Raw genomic sequence first — 18,401 nt, forward strand, 5'->3', positions numbered from 1 at the left:
GATGCGCGGGCGTGCTGAGGACCGAATTCAAGGTATTCGCTAGACTGTGGCGATGCCGCGACCGCGGCCGTTCGGCGCCCTTCGACTTCCCGGGCGCATCCCACAATTGCAGACAGGGCGTTTCACTCGTGAAGTTCTCCGACCTTTCCATCGATGCCGACATCGTCTCGGCGCTCGAGGGACACGGCATCACCGAGCCGTTCCCCATTCAGGAGCAGACGATTCCTCTCGCGCTCAGCGGGCAGGACATCATCGGCCAGGCCAAGACGGGCACTGGCAAGACCTTCGGCTTCGGCCTCCCGCTCATCCAGCGACTCGGCCTCGACCCGGCTCACGGCGTCCAGGCGCTTGTCGTCGTGCCAACGCGCGAACTCGCCGTCCAGGTCTACGAAGACCTGCAGATCGCCGTCACCGGGCGCAGCACCACCGTCGTCCCGATCTACGGCGGCAAGGCCTACGAGGGCCAGATCGAGCAGCTCAAGGCCGGCGCTCAGATCGTCGTCGGCACGCCTGGCCGCCTCCTCGACCTCGCGCAGCAGCGCATGCTCAACCTCTCCAACGTGCGTGAGATGGTGCTCGACGAGGCCGACAAGATGCTCGACCTCGGCTTCCTCTCCGACATCGAGCGCCTCTTCGCGCAGACGCCGGCGACCCGCCACACCATGCTCTTCTCGGCGACGATGCCCGGCCCGATCGTCGCGCTGGCCCGTCGCTTCATGACGAAGCCGATCCACATCCGCGCGACTGACCCGGATGAGGGCATCACGCAGGCGAACATCGAGCACGTCATCTACCGCGCTCACCCGCTCGACAAGGACGAGATGATCGCCCGCATCCTGCAGGCCGAGGGTCGCGGCAAGACCGTCATCTTCACGCGCACCAAGCGCGCAGCTGCGAAGCTCATGGAGGAGCTCACCGACCGTGGGTTCAAGGCGGCAGCCGTGCACGGCGACCTCAACCAGGAGCAGCGCGAGCGTGCCATGGCCGCGTTCAAGGCCGGCAAGAAGGACGTGCTCATCGCGACCGACGTCGCAGCCCGCGGCATCGATGTCGACGATGTCTCGCACGTCATCAACCACACCATCCCGGAAGACGAGAAGGCCTACCTCCACCGAGTCGGTCGCACGGGGCGCGCCGGCAACACGGGCATCGCCGTGACCTTCATCGACTGGGACGACCTGCACAAGTGGGCGCTCATCTCGAAGGCACTAGAGCTCGGTGCAGAAGAGCCCGTCGAGACGTACTCGTCCTCGCCGCACTTCTACGCCGACATGCGCATCCCCGAGGGCACGAAGGGACGCATCGCTGCGCCGAAGCGCGAGGTGCAGTCGCCCGGCAGCCGTCACACCGGAGAACGCGGCGGAGAACGCAGCGGAGAACGCGGCGACCGTGGCTCCAGCTCACGAGGCTCCGCCGATCGTCCGGCGCGCTCGCGCTCGCGTCGCCGCAGCGACGACGCAGCTGCGGCTCCGGCCGAGACCGCACCGCGCACGGAGTCGACGGCCGCCGGCGAGCAGCCTGCTGGCGAGGCCGGGGCAGAGCGTCCGGCTCGGCGCCGTCGCCGCCGTCGTGGCGGGTCCGGCAGCGAGTCCGGCGCCCCGCGCCAGGAGTCGCAGGCCAGCGAGTAGCGTTCGAGGCACGAGACGCCAGACGGCGCCGAGCATCCGCTCGGCGCCGTCTGGCGTTTCGCGCGAAGGGTCGTCGGAGCCGGTCAGCGGGTGGCGGCCTCTACAGCCGCAGCCCCGCGCCGCGCACGGGTTCACTCCCCGTGGCCTGCTCGATGATGCGCCGCAGCTGCCCGAGCTCGGTCGTGTTCTCTCCGAGCCGGTTGGGCTTTCCGGTCCCGTGGTAGTCGCTGGAGCCGGTGACGATCAGATCGTGCCGAGCGGCGACCTCGAGGAGGATCGCTCTGCTCGCTGCGTCGTTCTCGCGGTGCCCGACCTCGAGGCCGCCGAGGCCCGCCTCGATCAGGCCCTCGAGGGTCTCCGTGTCCATGCCGCGCCTCCCCCTCGATCCCGGGTGCGCGAGGACGGGGACGCCGCCCGCTCGGCGAATGAGCTTGACCGCGTCGAAGGGGCTCGGGGCGTAGTGCGCCACGTAGTAGCCGCCGCGCCAGTGGAGGATCGTCTCGAAGGCGGCGACTCGGCTCTCGACGAGGCCCTTCGCGACCAGCGCGTCGGCGATGTGCGGCCGACCCACCGTCGCGCCAGGCTCCGTGACGGCGAGGACGTCGTCCCAGCTGAGGTCGTGGTCACCGCCGATCATCTGCACCATGCGCTCGGCTCGCGAGACACGCGACTCGCGGACCTGCTGCATCTCGGCGAGCATGACCTCGTCTGCGGGATCGATGAGGTAGCCGAGCACGTGCACGCTGGCGTGGTTGAGCTGCGAGGAGAATTCGATGCCCGGGATGAAGGTGATGCCCACGTCGAGCGCGGCGGCTCGGGCCTGCGCCCAGCCTGCCGTCGTGTCGTGGTCGGTGAGCGCGACGGCGTCGAGGCCGGCTCTCGCCGCCTGCCGGATGACCTCCCCTGGCGCCTCGGTCCCGTCGGAGACCACCGAGTGGGTGTGGAGGTCGATGCCTGGCTTGTCGAAGGTGGTCATGCTCCGATCAAAGCACAGGGCTCGGATGGGCAATCGCCATGCGCCTCCCAGCCTCCCCTGTCGACGCGGACTACGCTGGGGCGGTCATGCCGAGTACCTCACCACCACGCAGAAGATCCTCGATCGCCGGTTACCGGGCGGCGGGGCTCGTCCTCGGGCTCATCGCGCTCGCGGCGGCGGTCGTGCTCGGCTGGCCCCAGCTCCTGGACCTGCAGCGGTCGCCGCTCGTGGCCCAGGCGATCTCGTTCAGGCTTCCCGTGGCGATCGGCGCGACGGCGATCATGCTGCTGCTCCTCATCCCGGTCCTGGCTTCCCGCAAGGCACGTGCGGTGCTCGGGATGACGACCCTCGTCACCGCGATCTTCGTCGCGTCGACGGCGGCGGTGCTCGTCGACCGAGGTCTCGGCTCCCCCGTCGCGGGGAGCGATTCGCCGGAGAGCATCAACATCCTCAGCTGGAACACCCGCGGCGATGCGCCCGGATCCCCTTCGATCGCCGAGCTGGCCGTCGAGGTCGGCGCCGATGTCGTGGCGCTGCCCGAGACGACGGAGGAGCTCGGCGTGGAGATCGCGGCCCAGATGTCCGAGGCGGGTTCCCCGATGTGGGTGCACACGCACACGGTCGACGAGGACTACAAGGCGACCTCCACGACGCTGCTCATCTCCCCTGACCTCGGCGACTACGAGGTCGTGACCGATCGGGGCGACACGAGCACGCTGCCGACCGTCATCGCGGTGCCCGTGGATGGCGACGGGCCGACGATCATCGCGGCGCATCCGGTCTCCCCGACTCCCGGCAACATGAACGCGTGGAACGCCGACCTCGAGTGGCTCGCCCAGCAGTGCTCGAGCAACACGATCATGGCGGGCGACTTCAACTCGACCCTCGATCACCTCTCCGGCCTCGGGGTCGACGATTCGAGCCAGCTCAGTGCCTGCGCTGACGCAGCGCTCGCGACCGGCAATGGGTCCGTCGGCACGTGGACGGCAGGTGTGCCGCCGCTGCTGGGCGCGAACATCGACCGCGTCATGGCGACGAGCGAGTGGAGCGTCACGGGCTTCGAGGTCCTGCTCTCCCGTGACACGGCGGGCAGCGACCACCGTCCCGTCTTCGCGCAGCTGACACCGTCCTCCTCGGGCTGAGCCTGTCCGCTCTCGTGGTTCGGTCCTGCTGACCGCGCCACCCAGTTTTCCGCGCGAGAATGTGGGGGTGACTACTTCCGACCGCGCCAGCACACTGTCCGCCACAGCCTCCCCCGCCGTCGCTCCAGCGACCGATGAGGCTGCCGAGACCGCAGAAGGCGTCAAGCCCGGCGAAGCGCCAGCGAACGAGAACGAGAACCGCAGCACGACTCCGAAGAGCGACGCCTTCCGCGCGCAGATCATGCGCGGCTGGGCAGACCGAGACGAGCCCCTCCCGGAGGCTCGGGTCTCCGTCCCGACTGCTGCCGGCCACCGCGAGGCGATCTCGGCCCGGCACCGCGGGGCGCGACTCGTCGTGCCCGCCGGAAGCCTCAAGCAGCGCTCCAATGACACCGACTACCGCTTCCGCGCTCACTCGGCCTTCTCGCAGCTGACCGGATGGGGTTCCGACGCGGAGCCCGGGGCCGTCCTGGTCCTCGATCCGGTCGACGACGGGCACGAGGCCACGGTCTACTTCCGGGAGCGTGCCGGCCGCGACAGCGATGAGTTCTACGCGAACTCCGAGATCGGCGAGTTCTGGATCGGGCCGCGCCCGTCGCTCGCGCAGACCGCAGCCGACCTCGACGTCGCCGCCCGCGATCTCAGCGAGTTCTCTGAGCTCGGCCTCGTGACGGACGCCCGCACCCTGGTGCTTCGAGAGGCGGACCCGGACCTGACGGGGCGCGTCGACGAGGCTCGGCGCACCATGTCGCTGCCTGACGCCGAGTTCGACGCCCTGCTCGCAGAGGACGCGCTCCTCGCCCAGGACCTCAGCGAGCTGCGGCTCGTGAAGGACTCCTACGAGGTCGCTCAGATGCGCGAGGCCGTCGCCGCGACCGCGGCCGGGTTCGACGACATCGTCGGCTCCCTGGCGAGGGCAGCTCAGCACCCACGTGGTGAGCGCATCGTCGAAGGCGTCTTCCAGGCGAGAGCCCGCCTCGAGGGCAACGACGTGGGCTACGACACGATCGCCGCCTCGGGCAGCCACGCGTGCATCCTGCACTGGACGAAGAACTCGGGAGCCGTGAACGCGGGCGAGCTGATCCTGGTGGATGCAGGTGTCGAGGTCGACTCGCTCTTCACCGCGGACATCACCCGCACGATCCCCGTCGCTGGCCGCTTCTCCGAAGAGCAGCGCCTGGTCTACGAGATCGTGCTCGAGGCCGCTGACGCGGCGCTGGCGATCGTCCGCCCCGGCATCACCTTCCGCACCATCCACGACACCGCGATGGAGGTCATCGCGGCGCGCACGCAGGAACTGGGGATGCCGCTGGGCGTCGAGGGCAGCGACCCCGCAGAGCAGCTCTACCGCCGCTACATGGTGCACGGCACGAGCCACCACCTCGGCATCGACGTGCACGACTGCGCGAAGGCGCGGCGTGAGCTCTACCTGGACGGCGTGCTCGAGGCCGGCATGGTCTTCACGATCGAGCCGGGACTCTACCTGCAGCCAGACGACCTGACCGTGCCAGAGCAGCTCAGGGGCATCGGCGTGCGCATCGAGGACGACATCCTCGTGACCGCCGACGGAGCGGAGAACCTCTCGCGCGGCATCCCGCGCACCGTCGACGAGGTCGAGGCCTGGTTCGCGAGTCGCAACTCCGACTAGCTCAGGTCCGGGCCGCCCGGGTCAGGACTGCGCGCTCGGCCCGGAGCGGTCCTCCGCGGCCTGCTTGGCTCGCCGCTCGCGCTCGAGGCGTCGCATCTCCGCCTGCGCCTCCGAGTAGGTGCGACGGGGTGCCGCCGGCTCCTGCGCCTCGGGAGTCGGCGCCGCCTGACCGGCCGGTGCCGGCTCGGCACCGGGGGTGTGCGCGGCGGCGGGAGCCTGCTGAGGCACCTCAGGGGCGAGCGGTGCGGGACGTGCAGCGACGGCGGGCTCGCCTTGCGCCTGCTGGGCTGGCGTGACGCCGACGGCCCCCTGCGGCGTTCCGACGAGGCCACGCGCCTTCGCCGCGTGCTCAGGGGGAACGACGACGTCGAAGTGGGTCGCGACGACCTGCATGACCGACGTGAACTGCCTGCGCTGCGGGTTGAGCGCGTAGCCGATGACGCTCCAGATCACGGAGAAGCCGATCGCGACCGGGAGGATCGCGATGAGCGTCTCGAAGCCGACCCCCGGCGTGATGATGAGCACGAGGAGCCCGACGAAGAGGCCGAGCATCACGCCCGTGCCGACGGCGCCGAGCGCCGCCTTGCCGAACGACATTCGGCCCGTGACGCGCTCGACAGTGCGCAGGTGGCTGCCCAGGATGGAGACGGTCGAGACCGGGAAGTCCTGCTTCGCGAGGCCGTCCACGACGGCGCGAGCAGCCTCGTAGCTGTCGAGGCTGGCGATCACGTCTCCCTCGGGAACCTTCGGGAACCGGCTGCGGGCGCCACGTGTCGTCGTGCCTGGGGTTGTCATGCCGCCATTCTCTCAGCACGTGCCTTGGAATGGCGGCGGACCGGTCACATGTTCGCTGTTGGCTGGCGAGCCGCCCGCGGCGACTACCATTGGCCCGTGAGCGTCTCCAAGGTCTTTACAGCGCGTCTTTCCGCGTGCCCCGTCTTCGACGAAGACGGCGACCGGATCGGCAAGGTCCGCGATGTCATCGTCGAGTACCGCGCGGCACATTCTCCGCGCGTCAACGGGCTCGTCGTCGAGACGAAGAGCAAGCGCCTGATCTTCATCCCCATCCGCCAGGTGGAGTCGATCGGGTCAGGTCAGATCGTCGTGAGCGGCGAGATCGACTCGCGGCCCTTCGTGCAGCACGGGCAGGAGGTGCGTGTCCTCGCGGACCTCGCCGACCGCGCCGTCACGTTCAACGACGGCACGGCATCCGGGACCATCGAGGACGTGCAGATCGAGGAGGACGCGCAGGGGAACTGGAGCGTCGGCCAGCTCTTCGTGCGCCTGCCCCGCAAGAGCAAGCAGCTGTTCGGGACGGGGCCGACCCGTTTCGCGCCATGGGGAGAGGTCACTCCTGAGCTCACGATCGGCGAGCAGCAGGCGGCGACGCAGTTCCTGACCGCGCACTCGGACATGAAGCCGAGCGACTTCGCCACCGCGCTCCTCGACCTGCCGGATGCACGCCTCAAGGAGGTCGTCAGCATGCTGCCGGACGAGCGGCTGGCGGACGTGCTCGAGGAGATGCGCGAGTCCGACCAGGTCACGATCATCGAGTGGCTCGACGAGGAGCACGCGGCCGACGTGCTCGACCGCATGCAGCCAGACGACGCCGCCGACCTCGTCGCGAAGCTCGACGCGGTCAAGAGCGAGGCGCTCCTGCAGCGCATGGACCCGGAGGAGGCCGAAGAGGTTCGCATGCTCCTCGAGTTCGCCCCCGACACCGCCGGCGGCCTGATGACGACGGACCCGGTGATCCTGCCCGGCGACGCGACGGTCGCCGAGGCGCTGGTGCTCATCCGCCGCAAGGACCTCCCCGCGGCGCTCGCCACGAGCGTCTTCGTGACCCTCTCCCCCTACGAGCCGCCAACGGGGCGCTACCTGGGCCTCGTCCACTTCCAGCGGCTCCTCAGATATCCCCCGCACGAACGACTCGATACGATCCTGGACCGCGAGATGGAACCTGCGCCCACGACGATGCGTGACGCCGAGGTGGCGCGTGTCCTCGCGAGCTACGACCTCGTCGCACTTCCCGTCATCGACGACGCGCACCGCCTCGTCGGCGTCGTGACCATCGACGACGTCCTCGACCACCTCCTGCCGGAGGACTGGCGTCAGGTCGACGCCGAGGGCGAGGTCGTCCCCAGTCGCGTCTCCCAGCGCGTCGGCACCAAGCGTGTCGTCACCGCCCCAGCCAACTCTCCAGCCGCCCGGAGGACTCATGGCACGTCGTGAAGACGATCTCGAGCGCCCCAAGGTGAAGGGCCTGCATCTCCGACGCCCTCGGCCGAAGCCGCGGCGAGACTCCCGCGACCCGCGCGATTCGCGCGGGGATGACTCGGAGAACCGCGACCACGACCGGAGCGACGCATTCGGCCGGGGGATGGAGGCGTTCGCGCGTGCCATGGGCACGCCGGCCTTCCTCGTTGGCCTCTCGCTCTTCGTCGTGTTCTGGGTGGTGTGGAACTCGATGGCTCCCATCGAGCTGCGCTTCGACTCCGCTGACCTCGGCTTCATCGCCTTGACCCTCATGCTCTCGCTGCAGGCCTCGTACGCTGCCCCCATGCTGCTGCTCGCGCAGAACCGGCAGGACGACCGCGACCGGGTGCAGATCGCCCAGGACCGGCAGCGAGCGGAGCGCAACTCCGCCGACCTCGAGTACCTGGCGCGCGAGATCGTGGCCCTCCGAGTGCTCACGAAGGACCTGGCGTCGAAGGACTTCATCCGTGCCGAGCTGCGTGCCCTGCTGGAGGACATCGAGGACCTCGACGACCCAGACGAAGAGGGCTCCGAGACCATCTCGCGCGAGCAGCAGCGGGTGAGCGACTCGGCGAGGCGCCGCGCAGAGGCGATCCGAGACAGGAAGCGCGCAGCCAAGACGGCAGAAGAGTCGGTGTGAGCGACGTGACGACGGCCGACGGCATCTGGCGCGCGCTCGCTGCCGTCAACGACCCCGAGCTACGCCGACCGGTCACCGAGCTCGGGATGATCGAGCGCGTCGACGAGCGCCCAGACGGGTCCTTCGAGGTCGAGCTGCGGCTCACGATCGTCGGGTGCCCGGCGGCGCGTCAGATCGAGCGGGAGGTGCGCTCCGCGATCGAGTCGGTCGTCGACGACACCGGATACGATCTCGAGATCGGCGTCATGACGCGCGAGCAGCGGACGGCCCTCACGGAACGGCTGCGTGGCTCCCGCGCTGACCGCGTGCATCCCTTCGGTCGCGACTCGCTGACGCGCGTCATCGCCGTCACGAGCGGCAAGGGGGGCGTCGGCAAGTCCACGGTCACCGCGAACCTCGCCGCTGCCTTCGCACGGCGCGGCCTCAGCGTCGGCCTCATCGACGCCGACGTCCACGGCTACTCCATCCCCGGCCTCTTCGGACTGGGGCACGACGTGGCACCGACGCGCATCGGGGACATGATCGTGCCCCCTGAGTCGCACGGCGTGAAGCTCATCTCGATCGGCATGTTCCTCGGCGACGATGCTCAGGTCGTCGCGTGGCGCGGCCCGATGCTGCATCGCACGATCGAGCAGTTCCTCACCGACGTCTACTTCGGGGACCTCGACGTGCTGCTGCTCGACCTGCCCCCTGGCACCGGCGACATCGCGATCTCGCTCGGCCAGCTTCTCCCGAGCGCCGAGGTCGTCGTCGTCACGACTCCGCAGGCGGCTGCCGCCGACGTCGCCTGGCGCTCCGGGGCGCTGGCCAGGAAGACCGGGCAGCGGGTCGTCGGCGTCATCGAGACGATGTCGCCGTTCGCCTCGCCGGACGGGGGCCGGGTCGCGCTCTTCGGCGAAGGCGGAGGGCTGGCCGTCGCAGAGCGCCTCAGCGCGGAGGGCGACGCGGTCGCCTTGCTCGCCGAGGTGCCGGTGAGCCAGACGCTCCGCGAGTCTGGCGACGCCGGCACTCCCCTGCTGCGGGCCGAGCCGACGGAACCTGCAGGCGAGGCGCTCCAGCGCGCGGCGGACGCCCTGCTCGCTCAGCCTCGCGGACTCAGCGGTCGAAGGCTTCCGGTCTCGCTCGTCTAGGCTCCAGAGCTCGTCCGTCTCATGGTCGAGTGGCCGGTGCCTCGGCGTCTCGGATGGGACTCAGATCAGGTGGCTTCGGCGTCGAACGGCACGGGACCGACGATCGATGCGGACGGCTGTGCGCTCGAAGCCCAGCTCGGTCGCGAGGCGCTCCCGGGCGCGGCGGCGGCCGCGGCTGCGGCTGCTCCGGCTGCGAGAGTCGCGGCGCTCGCAGCGGCAGACGCAGAAGCGCCATTCACGGGGGCAGGCTGGGGCGCTGCGGGCTCATCCTCGGCGAGAAGCGCGTCGCGGATGATGCGGCGAGGGTCGTACTGGCGAGGATCGAGCTTGCGCCAGTCGACATCGGCGAAATCGTCGCCCATCTCCTCTTTCATGCGCGACTTCGCGTTCGTGGACGCGCCACGAAGCCACTTGACCGCATCAGCGAGACGCTCGGCAGCTTTCGGGAGCTTGTCGGGACCGATGATGAAGGCCGCGATAATGCCGATCAACAGCAACTTCTCAAACGTCAGCCCAAACACCGTCCCATCATAGGGTCTGCGATGCGCCGACACCTCACCCCGGGAGCCCAGAACCCGGATGCGGGAATCGGACTCCGGGACCTCGCCCGCCGCTAGTCTTGAAGAATGTCTGAACTGGAGCTCAGCTCGCGCTACATCAACGAGCGAATCGTGGACGATGCCCTCGTCCGGGATGCTCGTCAGCTGACGCTCGAGCTGGGACTGCCGCTCCCCTCTGCCGCAACCGCGGCTCACCTGACGTTCCTCGCGGCCGCGACGGGAGCCGCCACGATCATCGAGATCGGGACCGGCGCGGGGGTGCTCACGCACGCGGTCTGGCGCGGGGCGCCGAGCTCGACGATCACCTGCATCGACGCCGAGCCCGAGTACCTCGGGCACGCGCGGCGTCTGCTGATCTCGGCGGGGGCGCGTGGCGCGAGCCTCCGCTTCATCACGGGTCACCCACAGGACGTGCTGCCTCGGATGACCGAGGGCGGCTACGACCTGGTCGTCATCGGAGGCGACATCGCGCACATCGGCGCGCATCTGCAGCATGGGCTGCGCCTCATCCGCCCCGGCGGCACGATCGTCGCCCTCGGTGCGCTCAACGGCGGGAAGGTCGCTTCACCGGCCCGACGCGACGCGCTGACGAGTGGCCTGCGCGCCCTCTACTCCGAGTTCGATCTCCAGGAGGATCTGCGCCTGGCTCTGCTGCCGCTCGACGGTGGCATCCTCCAGCTCACGAAGCTGCGCTGAGCGCGGCACGCTGCACGCCAAGGCGCTGGATTCAGACACGAGGAACGAAGAAGAAGGGCGCCGACCATGGTGGTCGACGCCCTTCTCTCCGTGCGAATCGGCTATTCGCCGACGACTGCGCTCAGCGCGTCGCGAAGCTCGCGGGCCTCGTCGTCGTTGACGGACACCACGAGGCGCCCGCCACCCTCTAGGGGTACACGAACGATGATCAGCCGTGTTTCGCGGATGGCTTCCATAGGTCCGTCACCAGTACGCGGTTTCATCGCGGCCATAATTGCGCCTCCAAGATTTGTGCAGTGTCTCCCTAGTATCCCAAATTCGCGGACCGAGTGTGCATTCGGCCCTCCGGAATGCGCAAAGTCGTGGATCAAATTCGGTCCGACTTGCGAGGAAACGGCGAGGGGAACGGCCAGAACCGAGGTGTAGCGTCGAATTTCGTTGGCGTCGATGGCGCCTTCTGTCCTGGCCAGATGATCGAAAGGACCTCACGTGGCTGAATACACGCTTCCCGACCTCCCCTACGACTACGCGGCACTCGAGCCCCACATCTCGGCACGCATCATGGAGCTGCATCACGACAAGCACCACGCGACCTACGTGAAGGGCGCCAACACGGCACTCGAGCAGATCGCCGAGGCGCGCGACAGCGGCAACCTCGCGAACATCAACAAGCTCGAGAAGGATCTCGCCTTCAACCTGGGCGGACACGTCAACCACAGCGTCTTCTGGACCAACCTCTCGCCGGAAGGCGGGGAGCCCGCTGGTGGCATCAAGGATGCGATCGACGAGCAGTTCGGCGGTCTCGAGAAGTTCCAGGCGCAGTTCACCGCCGTGGCGCTCGGCGTGCAGGGCTCCGGCTGGGCCGTGCTCGGCTACGACCAGACGGGTGGCAACCTCACCACGTTCCAGCTCTTCGACCAGCAGGGCAACATCCCGTTCGGGGTCACCCCGCTGCTGCAGCTCGATGTGTGGGAGCACGCCTACTACCTCGACTACCAGAACGTTCGGGCCGACTACATCAAGGCCTTCTGGAACATCGTGAACTGGGAGAACGTGGGCCAGCGCCTCGACGCGGCACGCGGCTGACGCGACCCCAGCGCTCAGCACAGACGGCGATCGCCGCATCCGATGACGGATGCGGCGATCGCTGCGTGTGGGGGCCGGACCGGCTACGCGGGGGTCCAGTCGCCCTCCACGGTGTACCAGCAGACGTAGAGCCACAGGAGCTGCCCGACGAGCATGAGCACGACGACGCTCACCCGGTAGAGCGGCGACTTGGGGATCGCGACGGCGCCGAGGATCGGGAACATCGGCATGAGCAGCCGGAACGTGCTCGACTGCGGGAAGAACACGGCGAAGAGGTACGTGAAGTAGCTGAAGAGCCAGATGCGGATCTCGATGCCGAGCCTGCGCATGATCGGCAGCGCGATGGCGCCGACCACGACGATGACGAAGAGCACCACGATGATCGCCCCGATCGGCTGGCCGAACCAGAACGTCGAGCCGTGGAACCACCCCGTGAACGGCTCCAGCTCGATGGGCCCCGTGTAGTGGATGCGCCAGGCGAGCTCCGTGTCGATGTACGCGGATGGGACTCCGGTCACGGCCCAGGCGATGAGCAGCCAGCCGAAGCCCGCGACCGCGGAGAGCAGCCCGGCGGCAATGACCTTGATGACCTCAGGGCGTGGGAACGCCTCGCGACCCTTGGCGTGCATCCACCAGCGTGCGAGGAAGTAGAGCCCCAGCGTCATGGCCCACGCGAGCCCAGTCGGGCGTGTGAACGAGGCGAGCACGATGACGGGAAGCATGACCAGCCACTGGCGCTTGATGAGCAGGTACAGCAGCAGCGCGACGAAGAAGCTCTGCGCGCTCTCCGCATAGCCGAGCTGGAGCAGGGGGCTCGTCGGAGCGATGCAGAAGAGCAGCGTCGCGAACGCGGTGGTGCTCTTGTCGACCACAAGCGCGAGGGTCCGGTTGAAGACCCAGGCCGCCGCGAACCCGAACGCCGTCGCGACGAGCACGGACGCCACTTCCCACGGCAGCGTCGTCGCCACCATGAGCCCACGGACCAGGACCGGGTAGAGCGGCATGAAGGCCCACGCGTTCTCAGTGACCTGCCCCTCGTCGTTTCGGGGCAGCTCGCTCGAATAGCCGAACGGCCCACCGGTTCCGATGCGCTCGAACCAGGCCGAGTCCCACAGGTTGGAGAAGGTCCACAGGTCGGGTTTCGCCGGCGACTGCCAGGTCTCCTGCTGCTGGGATGCGAAGGCCAGCAGGAAGACGGTCGTCACGACCCGCGTTCCGAAGAAGATGATGGCGACCTGCGCCAGGGCCGGGAGGCGGCTCCAGTAGTACGAGAAGTACGTCGGCCTGGTGTCCGCGGCGATCGTGAACTCCTCGCGGCCCGTCCTCGCTAGCGTGAGGTCAGCCATGTCCGCAGCCCCTCCTCGACTCGCGTGATCTCGGAGAGGAGCACACGTTCGTCGTCGGCGTGCGCCTTGAGCGGGTCGCCAGGGCCGTAGTTCACCGCGGGGATGCCGAGCGCCGAGAACCTGGCCACGTCCGTCCACCCGTACTTGGGCTTCGCCTCTGCGCCGACCGCTTCGAGGAATCCGCGGGCCAGAGGGGCGTCGAGTCCCGGCCTGGCTGCGGGAGAGCGGTCGACGAAGTCGAGCTCGAAGTCACCGAACCACGCTCTCAGCTTCTCCTCGGCTTCATCGAGCGTCTTGTCCGGGGCGAAGCGGTAGTTGACGTGCACGACGCACTCGTCGGGGATCACGTTGCCGGCGACCCCGCCAGAGATGCGGACGGCATTGAGCCCTTCCCGGTACTCGAGGCCCTCGACGGGCACCGTAGCAGGCTCGAACGCCGCGAGCCGCTCGAGGATGGGCGCCGCCTTGTGGATGGCGTTCTCCCCCACCCACGCGCGTGCCGAGTGGGCGCGCTTCCCCCTGGTCCGGATGTCGACGCGGATGGTGCCGTTGCAGCCGCCCTCGACCTCGCCCTTCGTGGGTTCGCCCAGGATCGCGAAGTCGGCGGCCAGGAGCTCCGGCCGGGCATCCGCGAGCAGCCCCAGCCCGTTCAGCTCGGACGCGACCTCCTCGTTGTCGTACCAGATCCAGGTCACGTCGACGGCGGGCTCCACGAGCTCAGCTGCGAGCCTCAGCTGCACGGCAACGCCGGCCTTCATGTCGACCGTGCCGCGCCCCCAGAGGTACTCCCCAGACGGCGTATCCGGCACATCTGCCGCGGCCTGCTCGGGAGAGAGGACCTCGAGTCGCGTCGGGAGGTTCTCGTTGATCGGCACGGTGTCGATGTGCCCCGCGATCGCGACCCGCTGAGCGCGCCCGAGCGAGGTGCGCGCCACGATGGTGTTGCCGAGCCGCTGCACCTCGAGATGCGCGAACGGCGCCAGCGCGGCCTCGATGGCGTCGGCGATCGTCGCCTCGTCTCCGGAGACAGAGGGAATGTCACACAGCAGGCGCGTGAGCTCGGTGGAGGGTCGCGTCAGGTCGAGGGCGTCGCCACTCGCGAAGGAAGACATGGGTTCAAGCCTAAGTGCTCGGCAAGAGCACAGCGCGGTGCCCGCGCGGGCCCTTCCCTGGGTAGCCTGGAGCGCATGACCAACGATGCACCCACCTCCCACGACCAGCGGACAGCTTGGGGCGACGGCCTCGCCACGATCACGAACGACGGACAGGTGCTCGATGCCTGGTTCCCGACCCCCGCGCTCGGCCCGCTGCCAGAGGGCCGCGACCCGCACATCTCTCCCGCCAGCTTCGCGGCGCTCTCCTACGACGACGAGCGTCGCCAGGTGCAGGTCAGCCCGGTCACCGTAACGGTGCGGCTCGATGAGCCCGTCGAGAGCGTCGTCGACGCCTACCTCCGCCTGCACCTCCTGAGCCACCTCATCGTCGAGCCGAACAGCATCAACCTCGATGGCATCTTCGGCCACCTGCCGACCAACGCCTGGACCAACGTCGGCCCCATGCGACCCGACCTCGCCGCCTCGTCGCGCGCGATCCTCCAGCGCGAGGGCATCCAGGTCTACGCGATCGACAAGTTCCCACGCCTCCTCGACTACGTGATGCCGGCGGACGTGCGCATCGCCGACGGCGGACGGGTCCGTCTCGGCGCGCACCTGGCACCAGGCACGGTTGTCATGCACGAGGGCTTCGTGAACTTCAACGCTGGCACCCTCGGCCGCTCGATGGTGGAAGGGCGCGTCTCGCAGGGCGTGGTCCTCGGAGCAGGCAGCGACATCGGCGGCGGAGCGTCCATCATGGGCACGCTCTCCGGCGGCGGCAAGGAGCGCATCCGCATCGGCGAGCGCGCCCTGCTCGGCGCGAACTCCGGGATCGGCATCTCGCTGGGCGACGACTCGATCGTCGAGGCCGGCCTCTACGTGACCGCCGGAACCAAGGTCTCGCTCATCGGCCAGAGCGACCCCGATGGCCAGATCGGCGAGCCGCAGTCGGTCAAGGCGTCGGCGCTCTCCGGTGTGCCGAACCTGCTGTTCCGACGGAACTCGGTCAATGGCGCGGTCGAGGCCCTGGCGCGGACCGGGGCTGGCATCCAGCTCAACGACGCCCTGCACGCCTGACCCGAATGCCTTCGGACTGACCCTGTGGTCAGCAGCCCGGAGACAGAACAACACTCCCCGCTGGCCACCTGTCGTGCGGCTCGAGCGGGGAGTGTCTTGTTCGATCAGCGTAGAACCCGTGCCGTCGCAGCGGAACCCCTCACAGGGGATTCCAGGCTGCGGCGGCACGCGTCACCGGCGCGGGTCTGACGTCAGAGCAGCTGGAAGCCGCGGTTCTCCGGGTAGTGGCGCTCGGCCTCACCCGTGTAGAGCTGCTGCGGGCGCCCGATCTTGGTCTTGGCATCCGCGTTCGCCTCACGCCAGTGCGCGAGCCAGCCGGGGAGGCGCCCAATGGCGAACAGCACCGTGAACATTCGCGTCGGGAAGCCCATCGCCTTGTAGATGAGGCCCGTGTAGAAGTCGACGTTCGGATACAGGCTTCGCTCTTTGAAGTAGTCGTCGTTCAAGGCGACCTGCTCGAGCTGCGTCGCGAGCTCCAGAAGCGGGTCGTTGACGCCGAGCGCGGCGAGCACCTCGTCCGCGGACTCCTTGACGAGCTTCGCACGGGGGTCGTAGCTCTTGTACACCCGGTGGCCGAAGCCCATGAGGCGCACGCCGTCTTCCTTGTTCTTGACTCGCTCGACGAAGCGGTCGACGCCCTCGCCGGATTCCTGGATCTGCGCGAGCATCTTGAGGACGGCCTCGTTGGCGCCACCGTGCAGCGGGCCATTGAGGGCGCTGATGCCAGCGGAGATCGAGGAGTACATGTTCGCCTCGGTCGAGCCGACGAGACGCACGGTCGAGGTCGACGCGTTCTGCTCGTGGTCGGCGTGCAGGATGAGGAGGCGCTCGAGTGCCTTCGAGAGCACGGGGTTGACCTCGTAGGGCTCCGCGAGGTTGCCGAAGTTGAGCTTGAGGAAGTTGTCGACGAAGTCGAGCGAGTTGTCCGGGTACAGGAACGCCTGGCCGATGCTCTTCTTGTGCGCGTAGGCGGCGATGACCGGGATCTTCGCGAGGAGGCGGATGGTCGACTGCTCGACCATCTCGGGGTTGTGGACGTCGAGGGAATCCTCGTAGTACGTCGAAAGCGCGTTGACGGCGCTCGACAGCACGGACATCGGGTGCGCGTGCGGCGGCAGTGCCGTGAAGAAGCGCTTGAGGTCCTCGTGGAGGAGCGTGTGGTGGCGGATGCGGTCGGTGAAGTTCTCGTACTCCGACTCGGTCGGCAGCTGGCCGTAGAGCAGCAGGTACGCGACCTCGAGGAAGCTCGACTTGGAGGCGAGCTCCTCGATCGGATACCCGCGGTAGCGGAGGATGCCGTTGGCACCATCGATGTACGTGATCGCCGACTTGGTCGACGAGGTGTTGACGAAGCCCTGGTCGAGCGTGGTGTACCCGGTCTGCTTCATGAACGTCGAGATGTCGACCGCGTCAGCGCCTTCGGTAGCGCGCAGAACGGGGAACTCAGCTGTCCTGTCGCCGATCCTGAAGGTGGCTGAGTCCGCCTCATTCCGGTGGGCCTCAGCCTGCTTGTGCTGTTCAGTCACAGATCCTCCTCGAGCGGGTGGGGGATGCTCCCCGGCGAGCACGCAGAACGCGCAGTGTTCTCATAGCCTAATCGGTCGACCAGGTGACTATGCGAATCCACAATGAAACTCGCGATGTGCTGTTCGATACCTACTGAGCTTGCACGGAATGGTCAGGACTGGCCGCGATGAGGCGCCGCGCGGCCTCGTCGATGTGCGCATCCGTGGCCGTGAGGGAGACTCGGACGTGCCGCCCGCCGGCCTCGCCGTAGAAGACCCCGGGCCCCGCGATGATGCCGAGCCCTGCGAGCTCCTCGATCGTTGCCCAGGAGTCGTCGCCCTTGGTGCCCCACAGGTAGAGGCCCGCCTCGCTGTGCTCGATGCGCAGCCCCCACGCCTGGAGCGCGGGAAGGAGCACCTCTCGGCGACGGAGGTAGCGGTTGTACTGCTCGACGGCATGCTCGTCGTCGCCGAGCGCAGCCACGACGGCCGCCTGCACCGGGGCCGGGACGATGAGCCCCGCGTGCTTGCGTGCCGTGAGCAGGCGCGAGATGAGCTGCGCGTCACCCGCGACGTAGGCCGCCCGGTAGCCCGCCAGATTCGACCGCTTCGAGAGGGACGAGCACGCGAGGATGTTGCTGAGATCTCCACCCGTGACCCGCTCGTCGAGGATGCTCGGGATGCGCTCCCCCGACCAGTCCCCCCAGCCGAGTTCCGCGTAGCACTCGTCGTTGACGATGACGGCGCCCAGCTCGCGAGCACGGGCGACGGCTGCCGCGAGCTCCTCGACGCCGAGCACTCGGCCGTCGGGGTTGCCTGGGCTGTTGAGCCAGATGAGCTTCGTCGATTCCGGCCAGGCCGCGGGGTCGTCGCCCGCGAAGCCCTGGGCTCCGGCGAAGACCGCGCCGATCTCGTACGTCGGGTAGGCCCGGGCAGGGTAGACGACCGTGTCGCCCTCGCCGAGTCGCAGGAAGAAGGCCGTCGTCGCGACGAACTCCTTCGAGCCGACCGTGAGCATCGTGTTCGAGCGCAGCAGGCCGCTCACGCCACGGCACCGCGCGAACCAGGCGACGACGGCGTCCCTGGCTTCCGGTGTGCCGATCGTGGTCGGGTAGGAGTGCGCGTCGGCGTGCTGCCGCAGCGCCGCGCGAACGACCTCCGGCGTCGGGTCGACGGGAGAGCCGATCGAGAGGTCGAGGGCACCATCCGGGTGCGCGTTCGCCTGGTCGATGTAGGGCGCCAGCTGGTCCCAGGGGTAGTCAGGCAGCTCGCCGAGCGTCACGCGCCCTCTCCCTGCGGTTCGAGCGCCGCGATGACCGGGTGGTCATGGTGGATGACGCCGACCTTCGCCGCTCCCCCTGGCGAGCCGATCTCGGAGAAGAAGTCGACGTTCGCGGTGTAGTACTCGCTCCACTCCTCCGGCAGGTCGTCCTCGTAGTAGATGGCCTCGACGGGGCAGACGGGTTCGCAGGCACCGCAGTCGACGCACTCGTCGGGGTGGATGTAGAGCATCCGGTCGCCCTCGTAGATGCAGTCGACGGGGCACTCATCGATGCAGGCCCGGTCCTTCACGTCGACACAGGGAAGGGCGATGACGTAGGTCACTGAGGTGACTCC

At 68.6% G+C, this 18,401-nt stretch carries 18 protein-coding genes; 9 read left to right on the forward strand and 9 right to left on the reverse strand.

All coding sequences use genetic code 11. The features are described from left to right. Positions 1–128 precede the first annotated feature (128 nt). Positions 129–1,628, forward strand: a complete 1,500-nt coding sequence (locus ITJ61_RS05825) for a DEAD/DEAH box helicase (RefSeq protein ID WP_194685756.1) — start codon at positions 129–131, stop codon at positions 1,626–1,628. A 100-nt stretch (positions 1,629–1,728) separates the two neighbouring features. Here ITJ61_RS05825 and ITJ61_RS05830 read toward each other — a convergent pair whose 3' ends face one another. Then, on the reverse strand, positions 1,729–2,604 hold the full coding sequence (locus tag ITJ61_RS05830) for a PHP domain-containing protein (RefSeq protein ID WP_194685757.1): 876 nt from the start codon (positions 2,602–2,604) through the stop codon (positions 1,729–1,731). Between the two features lie 86 nt (positions 2,605–2,690). On the opposite strand from ITJ61_RS05830, the gene ITJ61_RS05835 reads away from it, so the two are divergent. Together ITJ61_RS05835 and ITJ61_RS05840 are read left to right on the forward strand one after the other, a co-directional pair. Next, positions 2,691–3,746, forward strand: coding sequence for an endonuclease/exonuclease/phosphatase family protein (locus ITJ61_RS05835; protein ID WP_194685758.1), 1,056 nt, complete (start codon positions 2,691–2,693; stop codon positions 3,744–3,746). 67 nt (positions 3,747–3,813) lie between these two features. Next, positions 3,814–5,394: an aminopeptidase P family protein gene (locus ITJ61_RS05840; protein WP_416366847.1), complete on the forward strand. Its 1,581-nt coding sequence runs from the start codon at positions 3,814–3,816 to the stop codon at positions 5,392–5,394. A 21-nt stretch (positions 5,395–5,415) separates the two neighbouring features. Here ITJ61_RS05840 and ITJ61_RS05845 read toward each other — a convergent pair whose 3' ends face one another. Next, the gene (locus tag ITJ61_RS05845) at positions 5,416–6,189 is read right to left on the reverse strand and encodes a general stress protein (protein ID WP_194685759.1); all 774 of its coding nucleotides are present in this window, start codon (positions 6,187–6,189) and stop codon (positions 5,416–5,418) included. Between the two features lie 96 nt (positions 6,190–6,285). On the opposite strand from ITJ61_RS05845, the gene ITJ61_RS05850 reads away from it, so the two are divergent. The 3 genes from ITJ61_RS05850 to ITJ61_RS05860 are packed head-to-tail and all read left to right on the forward strand — an operon-like array spanning position 6,286 to position 9,420. Beyond that, on the forward strand, positions 6,286–7,626 hold the full coding sequence (locus ITJ61_RS05850; RefSeq protein ID WP_104242117.1) for a magnesium transporter MgtE N-terminal domain-containing protein: 1,341 nt from the start codon (positions 6,286–6,288) through the stop codon (positions 7,624–7,626). Then, entirely contained in the window at positions 7,613–8,290 is a 678-nt protein-coding gene (locus ITJ61_RS05855) for a DUF1003 domain-containing protein (protein ID WP_194685760.1), read from the forward strand. The genes ITJ61_RS05850 and ITJ61_RS05855 overlap by 14 nt, the downstream gene beginning before the upstream one ends. Positions 8,291–8,295: 5 nt before the next feature. Further along, positions 8,296–9,420 carry an Mrp/NBP35 family ATP-binding protein gene (locus ITJ61_RS05860; RefSeq protein WP_194686694.1) on the forward strand — a complete coding sequence of 375 codons (1,125 nt, stop codon included), beginning with the start codon at positions 8,296–8,298 and terminating at the stop codon, positions 9,418–9,420. Positions 9,421–9,485: 65 nt separating this feature from the next. Here the strand turns inward: ITJ61_RS05860 and ITJ61_RS05865 are convergent, their stop codons facing one another. Next, on the reverse strand, positions 9,486–9,911 hold the full coding sequence (locus tag ITJ61_RS05865; RefSeq protein ID WP_416366848.1) for a Sec-independent protein translocase TatB: 426 nt from the start codon (positions 9,909–9,911) through the stop codon (positions 9,486–9,488). A gap of 135 nt (positions 9,912–10,046) precedes the next feature. On the opposite strand from ITJ61_RS05865, the gene ITJ61_RS05870 reads away from it, so the two are divergent. Next, the gene (locus ITJ61_RS05870; protein ID WP_104298557.1) at positions 10,047–10,676 is read left to right on the forward strand and encodes an O-methyltransferase; all 630 of its coding nucleotides are present in this window, start codon (positions 10,047–10,049) and stop codon (positions 10,674–10,676) included. 101 nt (positions 10,677–10,777) lie between these two features. Here ITJ61_RS05870 and ITJ61_RS05875 read toward each other — a convergent pair whose 3' ends face one another. Then, on the reverse strand, positions 10,778–10,948 hold the full coding sequence (locus ITJ61_RS05875) for a DUF3117 domain-containing protein (RefSeq protein ID WP_082775374.1): 171 nt from the start codon (positions 10,946–10,948) through the stop codon (positions 10,778–10,780). A 217-nt stretch (positions 10,949–11,165) separates the two neighbouring features. On the opposite strand from ITJ61_RS05875, the gene ITJ61_RS05880 reads away from it, so the two are divergent. Beyond that, the gene (locus tag ITJ61_RS05880) at positions 11,166–11,762 is read left to right on the forward strand and encodes a superoxide dismutase (protein WP_104298556.1); all 597 of its coding nucleotides are present in this window, start codon (positions 11,166–11,168) and stop codon (positions 11,760–11,762) included. A gap of 83 nt (positions 11,763–11,845) precedes the next feature. On the opposite strand, the gene ITJ61_RS05885 is transcribed toward ITJ61_RS05880, so the two are convergent. Beyond that, entirely contained in the window at positions 11,846–13,108 is a 1,263-nt protein-coding gene (locus tag ITJ61_RS05885; protein WP_194685762.1) for a hypothetical protein, read from the reverse strand. Next, on the reverse strand, positions 13,090–14,220 hold the full coding sequence (gene dapE, locus ITJ61_RS05890) for a succinyl-diaminopimelate desuccinylase (protein ID WP_104241599.1): 1,131 nt from the start codon (positions 14,218–14,220) through the stop codon (positions 13,090–13,092). The genes ITJ61_RS05885 and dapE overlap by 19 nt, the downstream gene beginning before the upstream one ends. Before the next feature lie 75 nt (positions 14,221–14,295). Between dapE and dapD the strand changes: the two genes are divergently transcribed. Further along, a complete protein-coding gene (dapD, locus tag ITJ61_RS05895) occupies positions 14,296–15,279 on the forward strand; it encodes a 2,3,4,5-tetrahydropyridine-2,6-dicarboxylate N-succinyltransferase (protein WP_104241600.1) in 984 nt (327 codons plus the stop codon). 191 nt (positions 15,280–15,470) lie between these two features. Here the strand turns inward: dapD and ITJ61_RS05900 are convergent, their stop codons facing one another. From ITJ61_RS05900 to fdxA, 3 genes are all read right to left on the reverse strand, one after another. Further along, on the reverse strand, positions 15,471–16,805 hold the full coding sequence (locus ITJ61_RS05900; protein WP_104241601.1) for a citrate synthase: 1,335 nt from the start codon (positions 16,803–16,805) through the stop codon (positions 15,471–15,473). A gap of 130 nt (positions 16,806–16,935) precedes the next feature. After that, entirely contained in the window at positions 16,936–18,066 is a 1,131-nt protein-coding gene (dapC, locus tag ITJ61_RS05905) for a succinyldiaminopimelate transaminase (RefSeq protein ID WP_194685763.1), read from the reverse strand. Next, positions 18,063–18,389 carry a ferredoxin gene (gene fdxA / locus ITJ61_RS05910; protein ID WP_104241603.1) on the reverse strand — a complete coding sequence of 109 codons (327 nt, stop codon included), beginning with the start codon at positions 18,387–18,389 and terminating at the stop codon, positions 18,063–18,065. Before fdxA ends, dapC begins: the two co-directional genes overlap by 4 nt. Between the last annotated feature and the right edge of the window lie 12 nt (positions 18,390–18,401).

It is taken from the genome of Pseudoclavibacter sp. VKM Ac-2888 (assembly GCF_015351285.1).
GTDB lineage: Bacteria > Actinomycetota > Actinomycetes > Actinomycetales > Microbacteriaceae > Pseudoclavibacter.

What these genes read in the sequence shown, in the direction of transcription:
- ITJ61_RS05830 (WP_194685757.1), bottom strand. Translation starts at nt 2,604, where the DNA reads ATGACCACCTTCGACAAGCCAGGCATCGACCTCCACACCCACTCGGTG.
- ITJ61_RS05835 (WP_194685758.1), top strand. Translation starts at nt 2,691, where the DNA reads ATGCCGAGTACCTCACCACCACGCAGAAGATCCTCGATCGCCGGTTAC.
- ITJ61_RS05845 (WP_194685759.1), bottom strand. Translation starts at nt 6,189, where the DNA reads ATGACAACCCCAGGCACGACGACACGTGGCGCCCGCAGCCGGTTCCCG.
- ITJ61_RS05855 (WP_194685760.1), top strand. Translation starts at nt 7,613, where the DNA reads ATGGCACGTCGTGAAGACGATCTCGAGCGCCCCAAGGTGAAGGGCCTG.
- ITJ61_RS05870 (WP_104298557.1), top strand. Translation starts at nt 10,047, where the DNA reads ATGTCTGAACTGGAGCTCAGCTCGCGCTACATCAACGAGCGAATCGTG.
- ITJ61_RS05875 (WP_082775374.1), bottom strand. Translation starts at nt 10,948, where the DNA reads ATGGCCGCGATGAAACCGCGTACTGGTGACGGACCTATGGAAGCCATC.
- ITJ61_RS05885 (WP_194685762.1), bottom strand. Translation starts at nt 13,108, where the DNA reads ATGGCTGACCTCACGCTAGCGAGGACGGGCCGCGAGGAGTTCACGATC.
- dapE (WP_104241599.1), bottom strand. Translation starts at nt 14,220, where the DNA reads ATGTCTTCCTTCGCGAGTGGCGACGCCCTCGACCTGACGCGACCCTCC.
- dapD (WP_104241600.1), top strand. Translation starts at nt 14,296, where the DNA reads ATGACCAACGATGCACCCACCTCCCACGACCAGCGGACAGCTTGGGGC.